Genomic DNA, 20,910 nt, shown 5'->3' on the forward strand with positions numbered 1-20,910 from the left:
TGGAAACGAAAATGAGCAAAAGAAAAAAAAGTGTGGTCCTTTGCACTCGATGAAGGCTTCTGGTTTGTTTGAACTTTTCTATAGGCACGGGAACATTGGTGGGATTAAAGCATATCCAAAAAATCGGATTTTTTTTGCCGGGAAACAGGTATTTTATGATTAGATTCCAAAACTACGTAACCATCTGTTTTTAGGAACTCCTTTATTTTATTTAGATTGATAACATAAGAATTATGAATTCTAAAGAAGCAGCTTTCTGGTAGAAGAGCATTTACCTCCTTCAGTTTTTTGGTAAGAAGAATTTTTTGACCGTCCGCTAAAAAAATAGTACTGTAGTTACCATCGGACTCTGCATACAAGATGTCCTCACTGTTCAAGAAGAGCAATTTACCATCCGTGTTAATGGTTATTTTTTTGCTTTGGGATTCTGCATTGAAGTTTAGCAATATTTTCTCCAATCGCTCAACAGTCAGATTCTTGGCGTTGTACTTTTTTATTTTGGCGATGGTTTCTTCGAGGTCATCTGAATCAATTGGTTTTAAAAGATAGTCGATAGCCTCGTTTTTTAATGCTTGCAATGCATATTGGTTATAAGCGGTAGTAATTACAACGGGGAAATCCTTGTTCTTTAGGTTTTTTATGAATTGAAACCCATCCATTGCTGGCATCTCAATGTCCAAGAACAAACAATCTGGAGTGTTTTGTTCCAAATAGGCCAAGGCTTCGCCTGCATCGGTAAAGGATGCAATAATGTCCACTTCATCGCTTAAGTTGGTGAGTTCCCAACTTAAACTCTGCAGGGCCTTGATTTCGTCATCGACTATTACAGCTTCTAGCATAATATAGAATAGGTAATATCAAATTTAGAATTATTCTTTACATGGTAATAAAATTATGTGTTAATGGATATTTAGCACGTATAACTGGTACGAAAAGTAAAATTAAGGGGAATACCTGTCATTTTAAGGGCTGAACAAACAGTTTAAACGGATTTGGGTCACAAACTCTGAAAATCAAAAACCGATTATACATAAAAAAGAACAGTTTATACATAGACCCCAAAGCAGAGGGTTTTTGTTATCTATCTTCGGCATGTCAAAAATTTAAGGAGAACTTTAATAGGCAGAAAATGAGAAAGTGTGCAATATTGTTCTTGATTCTGATAGTGGCTTTAATTTTTGCCGCAGTATCAGAAAAGGATAGTGCTGAATTAAGTTCGGATTGGAATAAAGTAGTTGCAAGGAAATAATCTTGTAATCGTATTATTTGCTCTTATAAATTTTGTATTACCAATAATTGTACGGCCAAAGCAACCAATCTTTTGATTGTATAAACCGCTTGCACGATTAAATCTTCGGTTTGGTCACAATCTGGATTTGACTTTAGGTTTCGGGGGAACTACCTAGGACAAAAAAAGATTTTTAATGACCATGATTGAAGAGGCCGTACTCTTGGTAATATTTGGCTCCTGGCCAGTTCATCATAAAAGCAAGACCGAGTAAGTTATCTTACTCGGTTTTTTTTTGATGTTATCACACTTCCATAATTTTAAAAAAAATCTTTAGCCTTAGATTTCAACATTTTATGTTAAAAACTTTGTGTCCGTTTTACATTTTAGCACTTTAAAACTTAAGGGTTTTTTTAAACCTTTGCGGTAATTGTACCAACATTAAAGCTTTAATAAAAAACCACCTTTTAGGCTGTGATAGATTCTCTCTTTTAAGAATTTGAAATTACTGTGCGGCAAGACTTTTAATTATCAAGGGTTGAGCATGGGCCGTTTAATTTGTACTGATTTTCAGTACTTGTGATAGTGTTTATTGATTTAATACCTCGGAAAAGTTTACCCCACCATGAACATTCCGAGGTATTTTTATTAATAGAAAGAAATAAAAAAAGCCTCCGATTTTGGAGGCTTTTTAATTTTATAGATAAGTAAAACTTATAGTGACCATGCTTTGCCGCCAGTCAATGTTTCTAAATCTCCACAGGCAATGTATTCGCCAGGAATTGGCAAATAAGCCAATACTTCCTCACCAACATATTCTGAATTTTTATACGCCCACGTGGCCAAACCCCTTAAATCGTTGGCAAAAGAGAAACTAGCAATATCATCATCCAAACTAGCTTCGCCACCTTGCATAATGGCCTGCATGTAATTCATGATTGCCTCGGAATGTATCTGCTCCTCCTCGTCTGTGCGCTTTTTCAGATATGTCTGCAATGCAGGCTCTATATCTGCAGGCTCAATATCCATTAATGTTTCTTTACCGGAGTCTGCAAGTACCTTTTCATAGAATTTATTCATTTTCATGACTACAAAATCTCTTTGTTCCAAAGGCATTACTTCATCCAAGTAAGCATCAATAAATACATGGACATTCATTTCCGTTGCGGACGGTGTATCCGTTTTGGGAAGGATCACATCCAAAGTCTGAGCCATGGCATAACCTTGTTCTTTGTCGAGGAAACTAGGAGTCCACTCGGCATAAGCTGGTTTGTTCTTACAGCTCTGCAGTAAAGACAATAATGTTGGCGTGGCCACGGCGTAACCGAAGGCCAATCCCATATTTTTAAGTGCTGATCTTCTTTCCATTATATATTTCCTTTTTTAAGTTCTTGGGCGGCGTGATTGGCAGCCCTTGCGGTAAATGCCATATAGGTCAAGGATGGGTTCACACAACTTGCGGAGGCCATAAAGGCACCATCGGTAACATATACGTTCTCACATCCATGTACTTGGTTGTTGCCATTTACCACAGAAGTTTTTGGGTCGCGGCCCATACGTGCTGTACCCATTTCGTGGATTCCAAGACCCAATGCACCGGGATTGTCAAAAGCCTGTACATCTCGCAATCCTGCTTTGGTTAGCATATCAAAGGCCTGTTCTTTCATATCTTCACGCATGTTCCATTCATTTTCTTTGAATTCGGCATCAAAAGTAATGGTAGGGAGGCCCCATTTATCTAACTTGTCATAATCCAAAGTCATTCTATTATCTTCGTAAGGCAATACCTCGCCAAAACCACCCATTCCAAATGTCCAACCACCTGGCTTAAGAATAGCATCTTTGAAATTTTTGCCATGAGAAGCCTCAGCAACGATTTCCTCCCAATTACCCCTGCTGGCACCACCCTGGTAACCATAACCACGGATAAACTTATCTGAGTTGGAATCACCTCCCAAGTTTCTAAATCTTGGTAAATAAATACCGTTTGGTTTTCTTCCTTTATAGTATTTATCATCAAATCCATCAAACTTGCCAGAAGCACCAACACCAAGATGGTGATCCATAATGTTTCTTCCTAACTGGTCGGAGTCATTACCTAGTCCATCAGGGAATCTATCGGATTTGGACTGCATCAAAATGGAAGTGGATGCAATGGCAGATGCACAAAGGAAAATTACTTTGGCCTTAAATTCGAACTCTTCTTTTGTTTCTCTATCAATTACCTTAACACCGGTTGCTTTTTTGGTGTTAGGGTCATATATCACCTCGTGTACAATCGAATCTGGTCTAAGCGTCATGTTTCCAGTAGCCTCGGCAGCTGGCAATGTAGAAGAAACACTACTAAAGTATGCTCCGAAAGGACAACCTCTAATACATCTATTTCTAAATTGACAACGAACACGGCCATCACCTTCAAATTTTTTGTCACTATTGATGTGCGCCACCCTTCCGGCGGTAATTACACGGCCACCGAAATTTTCAGCAACTTTTTCTCTTACATGATCTTCTACACAGTTGAGCTCCATCATGGGCTCAAACTGACCATCTGGAAGTTGTGGCAAGCCTAGATTTTCACCAGAAACACCGATGTAACTTTCAACTTTATCGTACCAAGGCGCAATATCTTTGTAACGTACAGGCCAATCCACGGCGATACCATCTTTTTTATTTGCGGTAAAGTCAATGTCGCTCCAACGGTAACTGTGTCGTCCCCACATAATGGAACGTCCACCAACATGGTAACCACGCATCCAATCAAACCGTTTGGTTTCGTTGTAAGGGTGCTCCAAATCATTTACAAACCAATGTTTGGAAGCTGCACTAGTGGTGTAGCCGGTTCTGGATTGTTTCTCTTGCTTTTCTTTGTCTTCTCGGGTTATTCTTCCCCCATGAGGAAAATCCCAAGGGTCCATATTGGCTGTTGGGTAATCATCACGGTGCTTTACCATGGGTCCACGCTCCAAGACCAAGGTCTTGAGGCCGTTTTCGCACAATTCTTTGGCAGCCCAACCACCGCTGATACCCGTACCTACCACAATGGCATCATAGGATTCCTGCTCCTGATTGTAATAAAATTTACTCATTTATTCGGATTGTTTATTTGCTAAATGTATTAATTATTAAATTAATTTTCTACATTTAATCCCTATGTTTATTGAGAATTCAGCACTATAACGTTGTAGTTTTTGGATTCCGCACGAAATTAACTAACGTAAAAATATGAACAGAAGTAGTTTAACACAAAAAAGTATTGTCACATTCATTTTAGTGGCTTTTTTCGGATTTTATTCTTGTAAACAGAATCCAAAGAAGGATTCAAAAGAAGAAGCAACCACAGAAGAGGTGGCAGCAGAAGAATCCAAACCGGACATTAAGCTTTCTTTGGCACAATGGTCTATCCATAAAATGATTTTGGAAGAAGGCGCAGACCCGTACACTTTTGCAGAAAAAGCAAGTGAATGGGGATTCGAAGGTCTTGAGTATGTAAGTGCCTTATATTATAAGGAATTGCAAGCAGCAAACTTTTCTGAAGAAGCCATGAATAATTGGGTGGAAAAAAGCAAGGCCGAAAGTGAAAAATATGGTCTGAAAAATCTTTTGATCATGGTGGACGGGCAGGGTGATATCGCTGTTCCCGATGAAGGAAAAAGAACAGAGGCAGTTGAAAATCACTATAAGTGGGTAGACGCGGCTGCGGCTCTAGGTTGCCATTCCATCCGTGTTAACTTAAATGGAAGCATGGAGCCAGAGGTGTGGATGCCAGCTTCAGTAGCCGGACTAAAACAATTGGCTACCTATGCCAAGGATAAAAACATCAATATTATTGTTGAGAACCATGGTGGGCCTTCCTCCAATGCCCAAATGTTGGCAGAAGTAATGGACAAAGTGGGAATGGATAATTGTGGAACCTTGCCTGACTTTGGTAATTTTTGCATTAAAAGAGAAGAGGGCGACTACTATTCATCCAAATGTCTGGAGGAATATGATCGCTATAAAGGAACAAAGGAGCTGATGCCTTATGCCAAAGGGGTAAGTGCTAAATCCTATAGTTTTGATGAAGAAGGAAATGAAACAAGAGTGGATTATCCAAGAATTATGGAAATTGTTTTGGATGCTGGATATGAAGGTTTTGTAGGTGTAGAGTATGAGGGGTCTGAGTTGAGCGAAGAAGAAGGTATCTTGGCCACCAAAAAACTTTTGGAAAGAGTATTGGAATAATCCTCATAATTTAAAGATGAAGGGATTTTTTCACCAGCTCTTCGATTACAATTTTTATTGTAACAAAAAAATGATTCAACAATGCAGTGGTCTGGACAGTGTTTCGGACAACTGCATTAGACTTTTTAGTCATATACTCAATGCCCACCATATTTGGAATCAGAGGATGTTGGGAATTTCTGCGGAGTTTGGCGTATGGGACCTGCACGAATTAAGAAAATGGCAGGATATCCATTATGAAAACCAACGGACTTCTTTTGAAATTGTTTCCAATACGGATACATTTGAAAAACGGGTAGAGTACGCCAATAGTGAAGGGATTAATTTTTCAAGTGAAGTCAAGGATATCCTTTTCCATATTATTAACCATTCCACCCATCATAGGGGACAAATTATGATGGAGTTTCGAAATTCTGGAATTGATCCCGAACCTTTAGACTATATTCACTATAAAAGATAATAGACAACTAACGAAATACTTTAAATGAATATTAAAACCAAATTCCAACTATCCTTTATGATGTTCCTTGAGTTTTTCATCTGGGGCGGTTGGTTTGTTACTTTGGGAATTTATCTGCCAAATACATTGGGAGCCAACGGAAGTGAGACAGCTTTGGCCTATTCCAGCCAATCGTGGGGCGCTATAATAGCTCCATTTATTATAGGTCTTATTGCCGACCGATATTTCAATGCTGAGCGTATTTTAGGAGTACTACATTTAGTAGGTGCATTTTTGATGTATCAAATGGCTTCTGCAGATGACATAGCAGTATTTGTGCCTTATGTATTCGGTTATATGATTGCCTACATGCCAACATTGGCTCTGGTAAATTCTGTTTCGTTCAATCAAATGAAAGACCCTTCAAAGGAATTTGCATTCATTAGAGTATTTGGTACGATAGGATGGATTATAGCTGGATTGATTTTCATAAGCTTGATTTTTCAATGGGATTCCCCGGAAAGCATAGCCAATGGAGCTTTACGAAATACTTTTTTAATGACGGCAATTGCATCTGCAATTCTGGGAATTTTCAGTTTTACCTTACCAAAAACGCCCCCAAAAGTGGACAAACGAGAAAAAGTCTCGGTTTCTGAAATATTGGGGTTGGATGCACTTAAGCTTTTAAAGGACAGAAACTATTTGATTTTCTTTATAGCCTCCGTTTTGATTTGTATTCCCCTCGGATTTTACTATCAGCATGCAGGTCAATACTTAGGAGAGATAGGGGCATCAGTCAATGTGTTGGGCTCAGATGTAGGTCCAGCCGGTATGATGACAATCGGACAAATATCCGAGGTCCTATTCATGCTGTTATTGCCTTTTTTCTTCAAGAAATTTGGGTTTAAGAAAACCATATTAGTGGGAATGATAGCTTGGCTCGTTAGATACCTTCTGTTTGCTTACGGAAATACAGGTGAATTAATTTTTATGTTGATCATTGGAATTGCATTGCATGGAATCTGTTACGATTTCTTCTTTGTATCCGGACAGATTTACACTGATACCAAAGCAGGTGAGAAATATAAAAGTGCCGCACAAGGTTTGATTACTTTAGCAACCTATGGTGTGGGAATGCTTATTGGGTTTTGGGTCGCAGGACAGATTGTTGACACGTATGAGCTATCCGAAAACACCCATGACTGGGTAAGTGTATGGAGATTCCCGGCTATTTTTGCATTTGGGGTGGGAATTTTATTCGCCCTACTGTTTAAAAACGAAAAAGTGGAATATAAATCATAGACATACGATGTCGAAAAGATAAAATATAGATACAACCACAATTAACTGATACAAACATGAAAAACGTTAACAAAAACCAACTTTTTTTGGCGGCCTGTATATCCTTGGTCGTTACTTCGATGACTTTTGCCATTAGGGCAGGAATACTGACCCAACTAGGAGAAGAATTCGGCATTTCCAACCAACAATTGGGTTGGATAAACAGTATGGCCTTTTTGGGTTTTCCATTGGCAATGATTTTTGGGGGATTGCTCTACAATAAAATCGGTGCCCGAAAACTTATGGTAGCAGCATTTGTCTGCCACCTTTTGGGATTGGTGCTTACCATTGTAGCAGGAGGATTTTGGACCCTTATTATCTCCACATTCTTTATCGGATTTGCTAATGGTTCGGTGGAAGCGGCATGCAATCCCATGATTGCGGATATGTACACCAAAAACCGTACTGCCATGTTGAACAAGTTCCATGTTTGGTTCCCTGGGGGAATCGTAATTGGCTCTCTTATCTCCAAGTTTATGACCGATTTTGGAATGGGTTGGCAATTACAGATTGGTATTATGTTGATTCCTACGCTGATTTATGGGTATATGTTCTTCAAGCAAGAATTTCCAGAAAGCGAGCATATGGAAACCGATACAGCCAAGAATATAAAATCACTTGCAGATCCATTGTTCATTTTTATATTGATTTGTATGACCCTTACCGCTATTTCGGAGTTCGGACCACAACAATGGGTGGAACGAATTTTAGGAAATTCCGGGGCCAGTCCAATGTTGATATTGGCCATGGTAACGGGTATTATGGCCATAGGTCGATACTTTGCAGGTCCTATCGTACATAGAATAAATCCAATTGGGGTGCTCCTGATGTCCGCCGTAGTTACTACCGCGGCAGTATATAGCATGAGTATAGCCGAAGGCTCCATGATTTATTTGGCGGCAATTCTTTTTGCCTTGGGTGTATGTTATTTCTGGCCTACCATGATCGGGTTTACTTCAGAGTACCTTCCAAAGACTGGAGCTTTGGGGATGTCACTGGTTGGGGGAGCAGGGATGTTCGCTACATCAATTTGGCAACCGGTTATCGGTGGATGGCTGGATAGTGCCAAGGAAACGGCAGTTGCGTCAGGTTTGACCGATCAAGTTGCTGAACTTACTGCAGGTAAAGCTACCTTGGGCAAAATGATGTTTTTTCCGTTGGCGGTAGTCATATTGTTTGCTATTTTGTTTATGTTCCGGAAGAAATTGGAAGAAAGAAGAGTGCCGCAAGGCCATGCAACTGAAGAAATTGTTTAATTAAAAATAAAATAACAGAAAATGCCTAAAAAAATCAGACTTGGAATTCTTGGAGGAGGAGGCGATTCCCTTATTGGGGTGTTGCACAGAGTTGCCTCTTTCATTAATGATAATTATGAAATTGTTGGTGCCGTCTTCAACCCAGATTTGGAAGATAGTATGGCGTTTGCAAAAGAGATAGATGTGCCTACAAATCGTATCTATAAAGACTTTGATACGCTTATAGAGGAAGAAATGAAGTTGCCAGAAGACCAAAGGATTCAAGTATGCTCCATTCTAACTCCAAATTTTCTTCATTTTCCAATGGCCAAAAAGCTGTTGGATAATGGTTTTCATGTTATCTGTGAAAAACCAATGACTACAACGTATGAAGAGGCCAAGATTTTACAGGAAACCTTAAAAAAGGTCGGAAAGGTTTTTGCCGTTACCCACACATACACCGGGTATCCTATGGTTCGCCAAATGCGTGAGATGATCAAAGAAGGGGTTATCGGAAAGGTACACAAAGTAGATGCTCAATATTATCAAGGCTGGATGAATCCAATCATCCATGATAAAGAAAAGCGAGGTACCGTGTGGAGACTTGATCCTAAAAAAGCAGGAATCAGTTCTTGTATGGGGGATATAGGTGTACATGCCTTTAATATGATTGAATTTACTACCGGATTACAAGTAAAATCACTGTTATGTGACTTCAATTATATGTATGATGACAATGTAATGGATATGGACGGTACAGCACTAATCCGTCTTGATAATAACGTAAAAGGGGTTATCAGGGCCAGCCAGGTTGCCACAGGTGAAGAAAACAACTTGACCATTGCCATTTACGGTCAAAAAGGAGGTTTTAAATGGGAACAAGAGAATCCCAATTACCTCTATAAGTTGAACGATCCTGAACCGCTACAGGTATACAAACCAGGACACGAATACAATTCTAAACTTTCTTTGGATGGAACCAAATTGCCACCAGGACACCCAGAAGGTATTTTTGATGCCATGGCTAATATTTATTTAGGTGTGGCCAAGGCCATACGTGGAGAAGATTACAATAGTGGAGAATTCCCAACCATGACAGATGGCGTACGTGGTCTCAATTTTATCGAGAACACGGTAGCTTCCCACAAGCAGGGCAATGTTTGGGTGGATATGGATTAATCCATAATCTTTTATAATAATGATGATGGCTGCCTTTGGCGGCCATCATTTTTTATATAACATTTCAAACTCCTCAAAAACCACGATCATACTTTCCTTGGGCTCTTTACCAAATTCGGCCAATTCCCGTGTGTAATAATCCCAATGTGACTTTTTCCAATGTTCTAGACTCTTGTCGCCTTCACCTTCAAGCCGGGCATGTTCTTCTCTAATGCTAAAAAAGGGTAGTAATTTTACTCTCGTGGTTCGTAAAATGCACTTTGCGTTGCCATCCCAATCGGTTACCACATAAAAATCCCCGATTTTTGGCAAATTTTCATTGCGTAGTTGCAACCCTTTTAAAGAATGCGATGTGGCTCTCTTAATTTCTTTGCAGGCTAAATCGGCACAAGTGTTTGCATCCGACTCATTATCGCAAAAATGTATCACTTTTGGAGCATCTTGGGACGCAAACTCCAAATGGGCATCTAAAAAGTCGCCCCATAAATTGCGGGCAGAAGCATTTTCCATAGGTAGGTATTAAGAAAATTTATTTTGTTTGAATTGTTCGGCAGCATGATTCGCAGCTCTTGCCGTAAAGGCCATATAAGTCAGGGATGGGTTAACACAGCTTGATGACGTCATAAAGGCACCATCCGTCACATAAACATTGGGAACGGCATGCAGTTGATTGTGCTTGTTCAATACAGAGGTTTTTGGGTCATGGCCCATACGTGCACCTCCCATTTCGTGTATGCCCAGACCTGGACCGGTATCGGCTTCAAAGGCATTTACATTTTTAAAACCTGCAGCTTTTAGCATTGCGGCGGCTTCCTCTTTTATGGCCTCGCGCATATTATACTCATTCTCCTTGAATTCAACATCAAAATCCAATTGGGGCAAACCCCATTGGTCCTTTTTGTCCTTACTTAAGGTTACCCGGTTATCATGATAAGGCAACATTTCACCAAAGCCGCCCATTCCAATTTCCCAGCCTCCTGGTTTTAAAATGGATTCTTTTAGCTCTTTTCCATACGCCATTTCTGCCACCATTTCGGACCAGTTGGTTCTATTGGCACTACCCTGATATCCAAAACCGCGCAGAAAGTCTTTACGTTTGGTTTTTTCATCCAAGTTTACAAAACGTGGAATGTAGAAACCGTTAGGCCTTCTACCTTTATAATATTTGTCCAAATGGCCATCTACCTTGGCAGAAGCTCCCAATTGGTAGTGGTGGTCCATAATATTTCGCCCCAATTGATCATATTCGTTGCCCATGCCGTTTGGAAATCGTTGGGATTTGGATTGAAGTAAAATACCAACGGATGCCATGGACGACGCACACAGGAACACAATTTTACTTTTGAATTCCAATTTTTCATGGGTCTCTGCATCAACGATTTTTACGCCGGTAGCTCTTTTTTGATTATCATCGTATGTAATCTCATGAACGATGGAGTTAGGTCGTAAAGTCATGTTTCCTGTTCGTTCTGCTGCTGGCAGGGTAGAGGAATTACTGCTAAAGTAGCCGCCAAAAGGACAGCCTCTCCAGCAACGGTTTCGATATTGGCAAGGTCCACGACCTTCAATATCCGTAGTATTTTCAGTGATATGGGCAACCCGGCCGATGGTCAGTAAACGGCCATCTTCAAATTTGCTGTCTAACGATTGTTGCAAATCCTTTTCCACACAATTTAATCCCATTGGAGGTTGAAACTTTCCATCAGGTAACTGTTCAAGTCCTAAAGCCTGACCGCTGACACCTATATAAGTTTCCACTTTATCGTACCAAGGGGCAATATCTTTATAGCGAACCGGCCAATCCACTGCGATTCCATCATTTTTGTTTGCCTCAAAGTCGATATCACTCCAGCGATAGCTTTGTCGGCCCCATGTCAACGACCGTCCACCAACCTGGTACCCTCGTATCCAATCAAAACGTTTGGTTTCTTGATAGGGATGTTCCAGGTCGTTTACAAAAAAGTGCTTTACGTCATCTTTTGGAGCCCATCCAACCCTAAGTTGTTTATGATATTTCTCCTTGTCCTCCCGAGAGAGTTCACCCTTGAAAGGATAATCCCATGGATCATCGTTCATAGTCTTGTAATCCTGGACATGCTTCACCATCGGGCCGCGTTCCAGAACCAAAACGTTTAGACCGTTTTCGCATAATTCCTTTGTTGCCCAACCACCACTTATACCTGTACCTACAACAATGGCATCATAAACTTTAGTTTCAATCACTTTAATGTTATTTTAATTGTTAACGAATCCCTATATTTATGTTTTACTACATGAGATATAAAAATAGCATAGTTTTTTTCTTAAATATAGAAGATAAATCCCAATTTTATTGGGATTTCCTAATTCCTTAAAATTAAATTCAATGAAGACAATAAAAGGACCAGCTGTATTCCTAGCACAATTTGTGGATAGTCAACCTCCGTTCAATACGTTGGATGGAATGTGTAAATGGGCCTCCGACCTGGGCTACAAAGGCATTCAGATTCCAACTTGGGAATCCTTCCTTATAGATTTGGACAAAGCTGCGGAAAGCCAAGATTATTGTGACGAACTCAAAGGGAAGATAAATTCCTATGGTTTGGAGATAACCGAACTATCTACCCACTTACAAGGACAATTGGTCGCAGTACATCCTGCCTATGACCTTATGTTCGATAATTTTGCGCCTAAGGAACTGCACGGAAAACCCAAAGAACGTACCAAGTGGGCGGTTGAAACCGTAAAGAAAGCTGCTACCGCAAGTCGCAGATTGGGACTAGACGTACACGCTACATTTTCGGGCTCATTGCTTTGGCATACAGCACACCCATGGCCTCAAAGACCCGCGGGTTTGGTAGAGATGGGCTTTGAAGAATTGGCAAACCGATGGATGCCTATCCTAAATCATTTTGATGAAGAAGGTGTTGATGTATGCTACGAAATCCACCCAGGAGAAGACCTTCACGATGGAGATACCTTCGAACGCTTTTTGGAAGCTACGGGAAATCACAAAAGAGTGAACATTTTGTACGATCCAAGTCATTTCGTATTGCAACAATTGGATTACATCGAATACATAGATTTTTACCACGAGTTTATCAAATCGTTCCACGTAAAGGATTCAGAGTTTAACCCAACAGGGAAAAAAGGTGCCTTTGGCGGTTATAATGATTGGGGAGATAGAGCGGGTAGATACCGTTCCTTGGGCGATGGTCAAATCGATTTTAAGACGATTTTTTCCAAATTGACCCAATATGGATGTGATGTATGGGCCGTAATGGAGTGGGAGTGCTGTATTAAAAGTCCAGAACAAGGGGCTCGCGAAGGAGCCAAGTTTATACAAGACCATATTATTGAAGCTACCACCAAGACCTTTGATGATTTTGCCGGAGCTGAAATTGATAAAGAACAACTTAAAAGAATATTGGGATTATGAGAAAACCATTTTTATTGGGCTTAATAGCCATTGCATTTGCCTGCAAGGAAAAGCCAAAGGAGCAACTGGAAGAAGTAGAAGAGGAAGTGGTTGAGGTTGTGACGGAACCGGAAACCACAGTTTTATTTGATGGGTCATCGTTTGATGGATGGCACTTTTATAACGGAGGGAAAGTTACCGAACCATGGAAATTGGAAGATGGTGCCATGGTACTTTATCCACCTGAGGAGCGACCCGATGGAGCCAACTATAATTTGGTTACCGATAAGGAATACACGGATTTTGTTTTGACCTTGGAATGGAATATAGCCGAAGGTGGAAACAGTGGTTTCTTTTGGGGAGTAGTGGAAGATGAAAAATATGGAGAGCCGTATCTTACAGGACCAGAAATTCAGGTGTTGGACGATGAGAGGCATCCCGACGCAAATAATGGTACCGACCGTTTGGCCGGATCACTTTACGACATGGTTTCACCATCTAAAAAGGCGGTTAAACCCGCCGGCGAATGGAATAGCGTGGAGTTAATGATCAATCATAAAACCAATGAAGGCCATGTGATTTTAAATGGAACCAAAATAGCGGAGTTTCCGGTTCAAGGACCCGAATGGGATGAGCTAGTTGCTAATTCCAAATTTGCCGATTGGGAAGGTTTTGCAGCATTCAAAACAGGAAAGATTGGGCTGCAGGATCATGGAAATGTGGTATCCTTCAGAAACATAAAGATTAAAGAATTATAGTATGTCAAAATTAACAAGCAAACTATTGGCTTTGTCCATACTTGTTGTTGGATTTATGTCCGCTCAAGAGGTAGAGCCCACCAAACCGGAACAAACTGAATTTTACAAACCGGTACCACCTAAGGTAACTCCGGGTGAAGATGGTGCTCCCCCAAGTGACGCCATTGTACTTTTTGATGGCACCTCCTTGGACAAGTGGATCAGTTCCCGAGATAGTACCGCTGCCAAATGGATACTGAACAAAGATGGCAGTATGACAGTGAACAACAGAACCGGAGATATCCAAACCAAACAAAATTTTGGAAGTGTTCAGCTTCATATTGAATGGAAGTCACCGGCAGAAGTGCAACAAGAAGGTCAGCATAGAGCTAACAGTGGGGTTTTCCTAAATGGCATGTACGAGGTGCAGGTATTGGACAACAATGACAACGATACGTATGTTAACGGACAGGTAGGTTCCATTTACAAACAACATGTGCCCTTGGCCATGGCGTCCGTTCCCACTGGAGAATGGAACACTTACGATATTATTTACCATGCTCCAGAGTTTGAAAAGGGGCAGAAAGTAAAATCTGGTACATTGACTGTCATCCATAACGGAGTATTGATTCAAGATCATGTGGAGATTAAGGGAACCACACCATACATCGGTTGGCCTAAAAACCCGCCCCATGGAAAAGGTCCCCTCAAACTTCAGGATCATGGGGACAACAGCAGGGTCAGTTATAGAAATATTTGGGTTAGGGAACTGGATTAGTTCCCTAACACCAATACTGCTATATAGAATCTTCATTGGCCAAAACCTATTTTGGTTACCTTTGGCAAAATTTATCATACATATATGATTCAATCCATGACAGGCTTTGGGAAGCATGTAGTGCAGCTTCCTTCCAAGAAAATTACCATTGAGCTCAAATCGCTCAACAGCAAAAATTTGGACATCAATGCCAGACTTCCTCAATTCTACAGGGAAAAAGAATTGGAATTACGTAAAATGATTGCCAGTGCCTTGAACAGGGGAAAGGTTGATTTTAGTCTTTATGTTGAAATTACTGGAGAAGAAACTACGGCCGAGGTCAACAAAGGAGTGGTAAAGAATTATATGGACCAATTAGCTGATATAGCCAAAGGGGATGATATTAAGCTCTTGGAAATGGCATTGCGCATGCCGGATACCCTTAAAACGGATAAGGACGATATAGATGAAGAAGAGTACAAGGCCATAAAAGAAGCGATGAATGAAGCCCTTTCCAAAATAGTTGAGTTTCGCAATGAAGAAGGGAAGGTTTTGGAAGAGGATTTTGTGGCCAGACTGAAGAATTTAAATGAACTTTTGGAAGCTGTGAAAGCCATGGACCCTGAACGTCTGGGGACGGTAAGGGAACGATTGGACAAAGCAGTGGCCGACCTTAAAGTGGAGTTGGATGCCAATAGGTTTGAGCAAGAGCTCATCTATTATCTCGAAAAATACGACATTACAGAAGAGAAGGTTCGTTTGGCCAACCACTTAAAATATTTTGAAACCACCTTGAATTCCGATGACTCCAATGGGAAAAAATTAGGTTTCATTTCTCAGGAAATAGGAAGGGAAATCAATACCATCGGTTCCAAGGCCAACTATGCCCCAATGCAACAATTGGTGGTGCAGATGAAGGATGAATTGGAAAAAATCAAGGAACAAATGCTCAATGTATTATGACAGAAGGCGGTAAACTTATTATTTTCTCAGCACCTTCCGGCAGTGGAAAAACCACGATTGTCAAACATTTGTTGAATCAACCTGAGTTGAATTTGGCGTTTTCCATTTCTGCAACCTCTCGTCCACGTAGAGGAAAAGAAAAAAACAATGTCAACTATTATTTTATGTCCGTTTCCCAATTTAAAAGGCACATCAAAGACGGTGATTTTTTGGAATGGGAAGAAGTGTACCGGGATAACTTTTATGGCACTCTCAAAAGTGAAGTGGAACGTCTTTGGGCCGAAGGGAAAAATGTGATTTTTGATATTGATGTTTCCGGAGGACTTAGAATTAAAAAGAAGTTTCCTGAAAAAACATTGGCCGTTTTTGTAAAACCACCCAGTGTTGATGAACTCAAAATCAGACTGAAAAAACGAAGTACTGAAAGCGACGATAAAATAAACATGCGTATAGCCAAGGCTTCGGTAGAGCTTGCCACGGCACCTCAGTTCGACAAGATCATCAAGAACTACGACCTCGATGTTGCTCTGGATGAGGCCCATAAATTGGTTGCCGATTTTGTTGGGGCCGAAGTACCTCCTAAAGAAGATTAGAAAATGAAAAAGGTAGGGCTCTTTTTTGGAACCTTTAACCCGATACATATAGGCCATTTGGTCTTAGCGAACCATATGGTGGAGTTCTCGGACCTGGATGAGGTTTGGTTTATTATTACTCCACGAAGCCCATTTAAGACCAAACAATCACTTTTGGATGACAATCATCGGTATCAGATGGTGTATGAAGCAGTTCAGGGTTATCCTAAGCTAAAACCTAGCAAAATAGAGTTTGACCTTCCTCAGCCCAATTATACCACCAATACCTTGGCTCATTTAGATGATAAGTATGGTACAGACCATCAGTTTTCTCTCATAATGGGGGAGGATAACTTGAAAAGTTTCCACAAATGGAAAAACTATGAGGCCATTTTGGAACATTATTCTATCCATGTGTACCCTAGAATTTCACATGGGGAGATAGAACATCAATTTAAAGGACATCCGAAAATTACCAAGGTTGATGCACCGATTATGGAAATATCGTCCACCTTTATACGCAAGGCCCACAAAGCAGGTAAAAATATCCGTCCCATGCTCCCGTATTCCGTTTGGAAATATCTGGACGAGATGAATTTTTATAGATAATCTTACTGTTTAGCAGTAACGATTCCAACCATGCTATCGGCGGTCCCGTAGTATAAATACCAAATATTTTTGAATAATATCAACCCCTCAAGAAAGGTGGTGCCATCTTTATATTGGCCTGACTTTTCAAAAGGTAATTCGGGTTTTATAAAAGGCTTATCGGTACGGTCCAGAAGTTTCCAAGGCTCTTTTGCATCAAAAAGGGCTTGGCCCCCGGTGTAGATTCTGTTTCCCAATTCCTTTACACCAATATTTTGTGAATTTCCTGCATTGTACAGTACCACAATGCCGTTATCAGTTAGTAATGGAGGCGGACCGGCCTCAACCAACCAAGAATCAAAATAACCAGGTCGTGGGCTTAAAACAGGCGCTAATTTGCCTTCATAGGTCTCCACGGGTTTCCAATCTATCAAATTGGTTGAAGTTGCCAACCAAATATGAGGCACGCCATAGTACATCCAATATTTGCCATTGATTTTTGCAGCGACCAATTTACCGTCTTTAAGTTCCGTTACAATGGCTCCGGATTTGGTTTCTTTTTCGTGATAAACACCTTTTTTATAGTTCTGGAAAACTGGTCCATGTTTGTCCCAATGTTTTAAATCTTTTGATGTGGCAACCGCAAGTTTGGGTGTTTTTCGGTTCCATTGGGTATAGGTCAGTACGTAATGGCCTTCTTCGGTCTCAACGATTCTTGGGTCTTCGATACCACCTGGCCATTCGTTGACTTTTTGACCATCTTCATTAGGATAAAAAACAGGTTCTGGCCATTTGTTATAGGTAGATCCGTTAGTAGAAGTAGCCATTCCAATTCGGGAACGATGTCCGCCAATTTCCTTTTCCCCTAATTTTTCTTCAGCACGGTACAATACATAAATGGAATCATTTTTTGTTATGGCAGCGGGGTTAAACGTTGCCATGGATTCCCAATGCACAATTTTTTGCGTTATGGGATCCTTAAACGTGGATGCGGCATCTTTCTGTAAAATGGGTTGGGCGTTTTCTGGACGTTCAAAAGGTCCTAGCATCCAATCCTTTTCTTTCGTTTGTGAAAAAATAGTAGTCTGGAAAAGTAAAAGAATGAATAGGGGTAGAATTGCTGTTCTCATCAAATTTAAATTTTTTCCAAAGTATCTGTTCCTAAATATTTATCATCCTTGTTTACGTACCATGCTCTGGTTTTGGGCATTTTTATCCCATTAATTTCTTCCAATCCTTCCAAAAGGATGTATTCCCCATCATTTTTACTCTCATCGTGGTAAAACTGATACACTTCCATGGCGTAGGTAGCGGGGTCAAAATAAAAATACCACTCATCTGTGCCCACTTCGGAATCATAGGTTACATTCAGCACCAAATATTCTTTGCCCTTGAAGGTCTTTTTTTGGACTTTAGGGTCCAAATGGGTGCCAGGATCCTTCAACTTCATAGGAAGGCCGTATAAGTAAGTATAGTAGTCTTTCATGAAATTGCCGCGCTCACAGTTCAAGCGGAATTTCTCAGTATCTTCTCCGGAAATATCTTTGCTTCCGTTCAATGTTATTTCGCAAGATTCCCCATTGATCTTATAGGTATAGGAATTGTCGGCCTGTTCTACATCCAAGGTAAACTCTTGGTTTGGAAAATCCACGGCAATTATACTTGTACGCTCAGGACGGTTTGGAGTTTCCATAACTACCTTTAAGTTAGCATTTAGGTTTGCCCAATTGCCATTGGGATCATGGAATGCGATGGCATTTTCCAAAACTTCATCCGCAGAAAGTGATTGGGAATGACCAGTAATTATTGAAAATAAACCGATTGCCAAGAGAGCAAAAAAATACCTTTTCATATCAATTATATTTATTGACAGGAAAGATACCGATTTTTATTTCTTTTCGATGGTCGCTGGAGCTACGGAACTGTCGTGCTCGGCATAGTATTGTTCCAAAAGATTCATCATTGCGGTAATCAAGTCCTTACTTTCCAATAAAAGTGAGAAGTACAATGTAGTGTTCTTGGGACTTGATTCCTCTGTCCTTGTCCTGGAGACCTGCTGGTTGATTTTTTGGGAAACCATATCGTACAGCTCCTCTCTGGAATTTAAAACGGTCCCTACTTGCTCAAAAGAACGATCTTCGAATGCTTTTTGGGTGCTGTTAAAAATCTTTTCCAAAGCGATATCAATTTCTTTGAGCTCTTTGATTTGATTGTATTTTAGTTTTTTGTGATTGTTGTTCACATGGTTATAACTTACCTTTCCGATATATTCCAAGGACTGGGACATATCAGTCAAGTACCCCATAATATTGATGTAAAAATTACTGGCACCTACATGGGCTTCATCCAAGTTTTTGATGAAGTAGAAAGTATCATTTCTTAAGCCCTCTATTTCATTTGCCAGCTTTTTACTCTGTTTTTTGTTTTTCTTCAAGAAATCAAGATCGTGTTTGGACAACCCTTGAATAGAATTGGAGTATATGCGGTTGCTCCGTTTTACCACATTGGCAATATTGGTAGCACTCTCCTCAATGACACCTTGAATGGAACTGCTTTCTGCTCTGCGCAAGCTATCCTCCGCTTTAATTTCCTTGGTCTTTTTATTGTGGGAAATGTAATTGCGAAGCAAAATAGCAGCAGCTGCAATCAACATTAAAACTAGCGAAACAAATTTTCCGATAAAAAGTAAATAGGCTATGATTGCGGCAGCAACAAATGCGCTAAGCGCAGTGAAGAACCAACCACCGATTACGTTTAATACCCCGGCAACGCGGTAAACCGCGCTTTCCGCTCCCCAGGCTCTATCGGCCAAAGACGTACCCATGGCTACCATAAAGGTTACATAGGTAGTGGAAAGCGGCAATTTCATTGATGTAGCAATGGAGATAAGCACACTAGCCACCATCAGGTTTACGGAAGCTCTTACCAAATCAAACGCTGGTTGTTCCTGTGTTTTGCTCTTTGGCACATAAGTTTGGGGCAATACAAATTGTTTGTCAATTTGAGATCGTATTGATGAAGGAATAACCTTGGAAATATTCTCAAAAGCAACAATGCTGAATTTTACAATTTGGCGGGAAAGGTAATTCGGCTGAAAACGCTCATCGCCTTCGTCCTGTCTAGCTAAATCTACACTAGTCTTTACCACCCCTTTGGCTTTCGAAGAAAACCAAAGTGTAATCACCATTACGGCTCCTGAAAGTAATAATAGCATCGTAGGGGTCTGCACTGCCGCGGCCAATCCACGCATATTAAATTCTGTCGGTGCTATTCCAGAAGCACTCCAGTCTTGATAAGATTGAAGCGCAGCAATAGGCACACCGATAAAGTTCACCAAATCGTTACCTGCAAAGGCCATAGCCAAAGCAAAGGTTCCAAAACCAATAACTATCCTATAAATATTCCATTTCAACAAACTTGCTACGATATACGAGGCCAAAGTCCAGAACACAAAATTGCCGGCCAAGAAGGCCAATGGTTGGGTAGCGACAAATTCTGAGAGGACACCATCAAAAAGTGCTGCACTCTTAAGACCCTTGACTAAAATAAAATATACTATTGCTGAAATAGCCAAACCTCCGAAAACAGATTCGACCCATTTAGATCTTGTCATGTAATTAAAAGAAATCAGAGCCCTTGAAATAAACTGGACTAGGGCACCAATGGAGAAGGCAATAAAAACTGAAAGTAAAATACCAAAGATAATTTCCGCCGCCTTATCGGTATTGATATAGGTAGCCAAATCTGAAAAACCTCCCTGAGTATCGGCTATTTTAATCAATGAGATGGCCACAGAGGCACCCAAAAGTTCAAAAACAATAGATACCGTGGTCGAGGTGGGCATACCTAAGGTATTGAAGAAATCCAACAGCAGAATGTCCGTAATCATCACCGCCATAAAAATGAACATGATTTCCTCGAACACAAATTCACCGGGATTAAAGATGCCTTTTCGGGCAACTTCCATCATCCCACTGGATGACATCGCGCCGAACGCAATACCGATACTGGCAACAATCATTATGGTTCTGAAGGAAATCGCCTTAGACCCGATTGCCGAGTTTAAAAAGTTAACTGCATCGTTACTGACACCTACTACCAAATCGGTAATGGCCAAAACACCTAATGCAACAACCATGAAAATGTAAATATTCTCCCCCATTCTTTCAGAAATATGACAAAAATGCCATTATAAATCGGCAATAAGGTTAACAAAATGTTACCAAATACGGCCTCAAAAATATCAATATTTT

The 20,910-nt window shown here is 40.4% G+C and carries 19 protein-coding genes; 11 read left to right on the forward strand and 8 right to left on the reverse strand.

Features of this window, described 5'->3' with window-relative positions:
- Positions 1-104 precede the first annotated feature (104 nt).
- From D2V08_RS07090 to D2V08_RS07100, 3 genes are all read right to left on the reverse strand, one after another.
- Entirely contained in the window at positions 105-839 is a 735-nt protein-coding gene (locus D2V08_RS07090; RefSeq protein WP_119607348.1) for a LytR/AlgR family response regulator transcription factor, read from the reverse strand.
- A 1,103-nt stretch (positions 840-1,942) separates the two neighbouring features.
- Entirely contained in the window at positions 1,943-2,596 is a 654-nt protein-coding gene (locus tag D2V08_RS07095) for a gluconate 2-dehydrogenase subunit 3 family protein (protein WP_119607349.1), read from the reverse strand.
- Positions 2,596-4,314, reverse strand: a complete 1,719-nt coding sequence (locus D2V08_RS07100; protein WP_119607350.1) for a GMC oxidoreductase — start codon at positions 4,312-4,314, stop codon at positions 2,596-2,598. The genes D2V08_RS07095 and D2V08_RS07100 overlap by 1 nt, the downstream gene beginning before the upstream one ends.
- A gap of 136 nt (positions 4,315-4,450) precedes the next feature.
- On the opposite strand from D2V08_RS07100, the gene D2V08_RS07105 reads away from it, so the two are divergent.
- The 5 genes from D2V08_RS07105 to D2V08_RS07125 all read left to right on the forward strand — a co-directional run bounded on the left by D2V08_RS07105 (position 4,451) and on the right by D2V08_RS07125 (position 9,643).
- Entirely contained in the window at positions 4,451-5,449 is a 999-nt protein-coding gene (locus D2V08_RS07105; protein ID WP_119607351.1) for a sugar phosphate isomerase/epimerase family protein, read from the forward strand.
- 70 nt (positions 5,450-5,519) lie between these two features.
- Entirely contained in the window at positions 5,520-5,909 is a 390-nt protein-coding gene (locus D2V08_RS07110; protein ID WP_245980528.1) for a DinB family protein, read from the forward strand.
- Between the two features lie 24 nt (positions 5,910-5,933).
- Positions 5,934-7,190, forward strand: a complete 1,257-nt coding sequence (locus D2V08_RS07115) for an MFS transporter (protein ID WP_119607353.1) — start codon at positions 5,934-5,936, stop codon at positions 7,188-7,190.
- Between the two features lie 56 nt (positions 7,191-7,246).
- Positions 7,247-8,485, forward strand: a complete 1,239-nt coding sequence (locus tag D2V08_RS07120) for an MFS transporter (RefSeq protein WP_119607354.1) — start codon at positions 7,247-7,249, stop codon at positions 8,483-8,485.
- A gap of 21 nt (positions 8,486-8,506) precedes the next feature.
- Entirely contained in the window at positions 8,507-9,643 is a 1,137-nt protein-coding gene (locus D2V08_RS07125; RefSeq protein WP_119607355.1) for a Gfo/Idh/MocA family protein, read from the forward strand.
- Between the two features lie 45 nt (positions 9,644-9,688).
- Here the strand turns inward: D2V08_RS07125 and D2V08_RS07130 are convergent, their stop codons facing one another.
- Entirely contained in the window at positions 9,689-10,153 is a 465-nt protein-coding gene (locus D2V08_RS07130; RefSeq protein WP_119607356.1) for an ASCH domain-containing protein, read from the reverse strand.
- Positions 10,154-10,162: 9 nt separating this feature from the next.
- Positions 10,163-11,866, reverse strand: a complete 1,704-nt coding sequence (locus tag D2V08_RS07135; protein ID WP_119607357.1) for a GMC oxidoreductase — start codon at positions 11,864-11,866, stop codon at positions 10,163-10,165.
- A 142-nt stretch (positions 11,867-12,008) separates the two neighbouring features.
- Here D2V08_RS07135 and D2V08_RS07140 point away from each other — a divergent pair, with 142 nt between their 5' ends.
- The 6 genes from D2V08_RS07140 (at position 12,009) to nadD (ending at position 16,678) form a co-directional block, all read left to right on the forward strand.
- Positions 12,009-13,061, forward strand: coding sequence for a sugar phosphate isomerase/epimerase family protein (locus tag D2V08_RS07140; protein ID WP_119607358.1), 1,053 nt, complete (start codon positions 12,009-12,011; stop codon positions 13,059-13,061).
- Positions 13,058-13,798 (forward strand): 3-keto-disaccharide hydrolase, encoded by a 741-nt coding sequence (locus D2V08_RS07145; protein ID WP_119607359.1) that lies wholly within the window; start codon positions 13,058-13,060, stop codon positions 13,796-13,798. Before D2V08_RS07140 ends, D2V08_RS07145 begins: the two co-directional genes overlap by 4 nt.
- 55 nt (positions 13,799-13,853) lie before the next feature.
- Positions 13,854-14,555, forward strand: coding sequence for a 3-keto-disaccharide hydrolase (locus D2V08_RS07150; RefSeq protein ID WP_439108277.1), 702 nt, complete (start codon positions 13,854-13,856; stop codon positions 14,553-14,555).
- Positions 14,556-14,639: 84 nt separating this feature from the next.
- Positions 14,640-15,497: a YicC/YloC family endoribonuclease gene (locus D2V08_RS07155; protein ID WP_119607361.1), complete on the forward strand. Its 858-nt coding sequence runs from the start codon at positions 14,640-14,642 to the stop codon at positions 15,495-15,497.
- Positions 15,494-16,090 carry a guanylate kinase gene (gene gmk, locus D2V08_RS07160; protein ID WP_119607362.1) on the forward strand — a complete coding sequence of 199 codons (597 nt, stop codon included), beginning with the start codon at positions 15,494-15,496 and terminating at the stop codon, positions 16,088-16,090. Before D2V08_RS07155 ends, gmk begins: the two co-directional genes overlap by 4 nt.
- 3 nt (positions 16,091-16,093) lie before the next feature.
- The gene (gene nadD / locus D2V08_RS07165) at positions 16,094-16,678 is read left to right on the forward strand and encodes a nicotinate (nicotinamide) nucleotide adenylyltransferase (protein ID WP_119607363.1); all 585 of its coding nucleotides are present in this window, start codon (positions 16,094-16,096) and stop codon (positions 16,676-16,678) included.
- Positions 16,679-16,680: 2 nt separating this feature from the next.
- Here the strand turns inward: nadD and D2V08_RS07170 are convergent, their stop codons facing one another.
- The 3 genes from D2V08_RS07170 to D2V08_RS07180 are packed head-to-tail and all read right to left on the reverse strand — an operon-like array spanning position 16,681 to position 20,819.
- On the reverse strand, positions 16,681-17,787 hold the full coding sequence (locus D2V08_RS07170) for a glycoside hydrolase family 130 protein (RefSeq protein WP_119607364.1): 1,107 nt from the start codon (positions 17,785-17,787) through the stop codon (positions 16,681-16,683).
- Between the two features lie 5 nt (positions 17,788-17,792).
- Positions 17,793-18,509, reverse strand: a complete 717-nt coding sequence (locus D2V08_RS07175; protein ID WP_119607365.1) for a DUF6503 family protein — start codon at positions 18,507-18,509, stop codon at positions 17,793-17,795.
- 36 nt (positions 18,510-18,545) lie between these two features.
- Positions 18,546-20,819 carry an inorganic phosphate transporter gene (locus tag D2V08_RS07180; RefSeq protein WP_119607366.1) on the reverse strand — a complete coding sequence of 758 codons (2,274 nt, stop codon included), beginning with the start codon at positions 20,817-20,819 and terminating at the stop codon, positions 18,546-18,548.
- Positions 20,820-20,910 lie beyond the last annotated feature (91 nt).

Origin of the sequence: Flagellimonas lutimaris (assembly GCF_003581615.1) — a bacterium.
GTDB classification, from domain to species: domain Bacteria; phylum Bacteroidota; class Bacteroidia; order Flavobacteriales; family Flavobacteriaceae; genus Flagellimonas; species Flagellimonas lutimaris.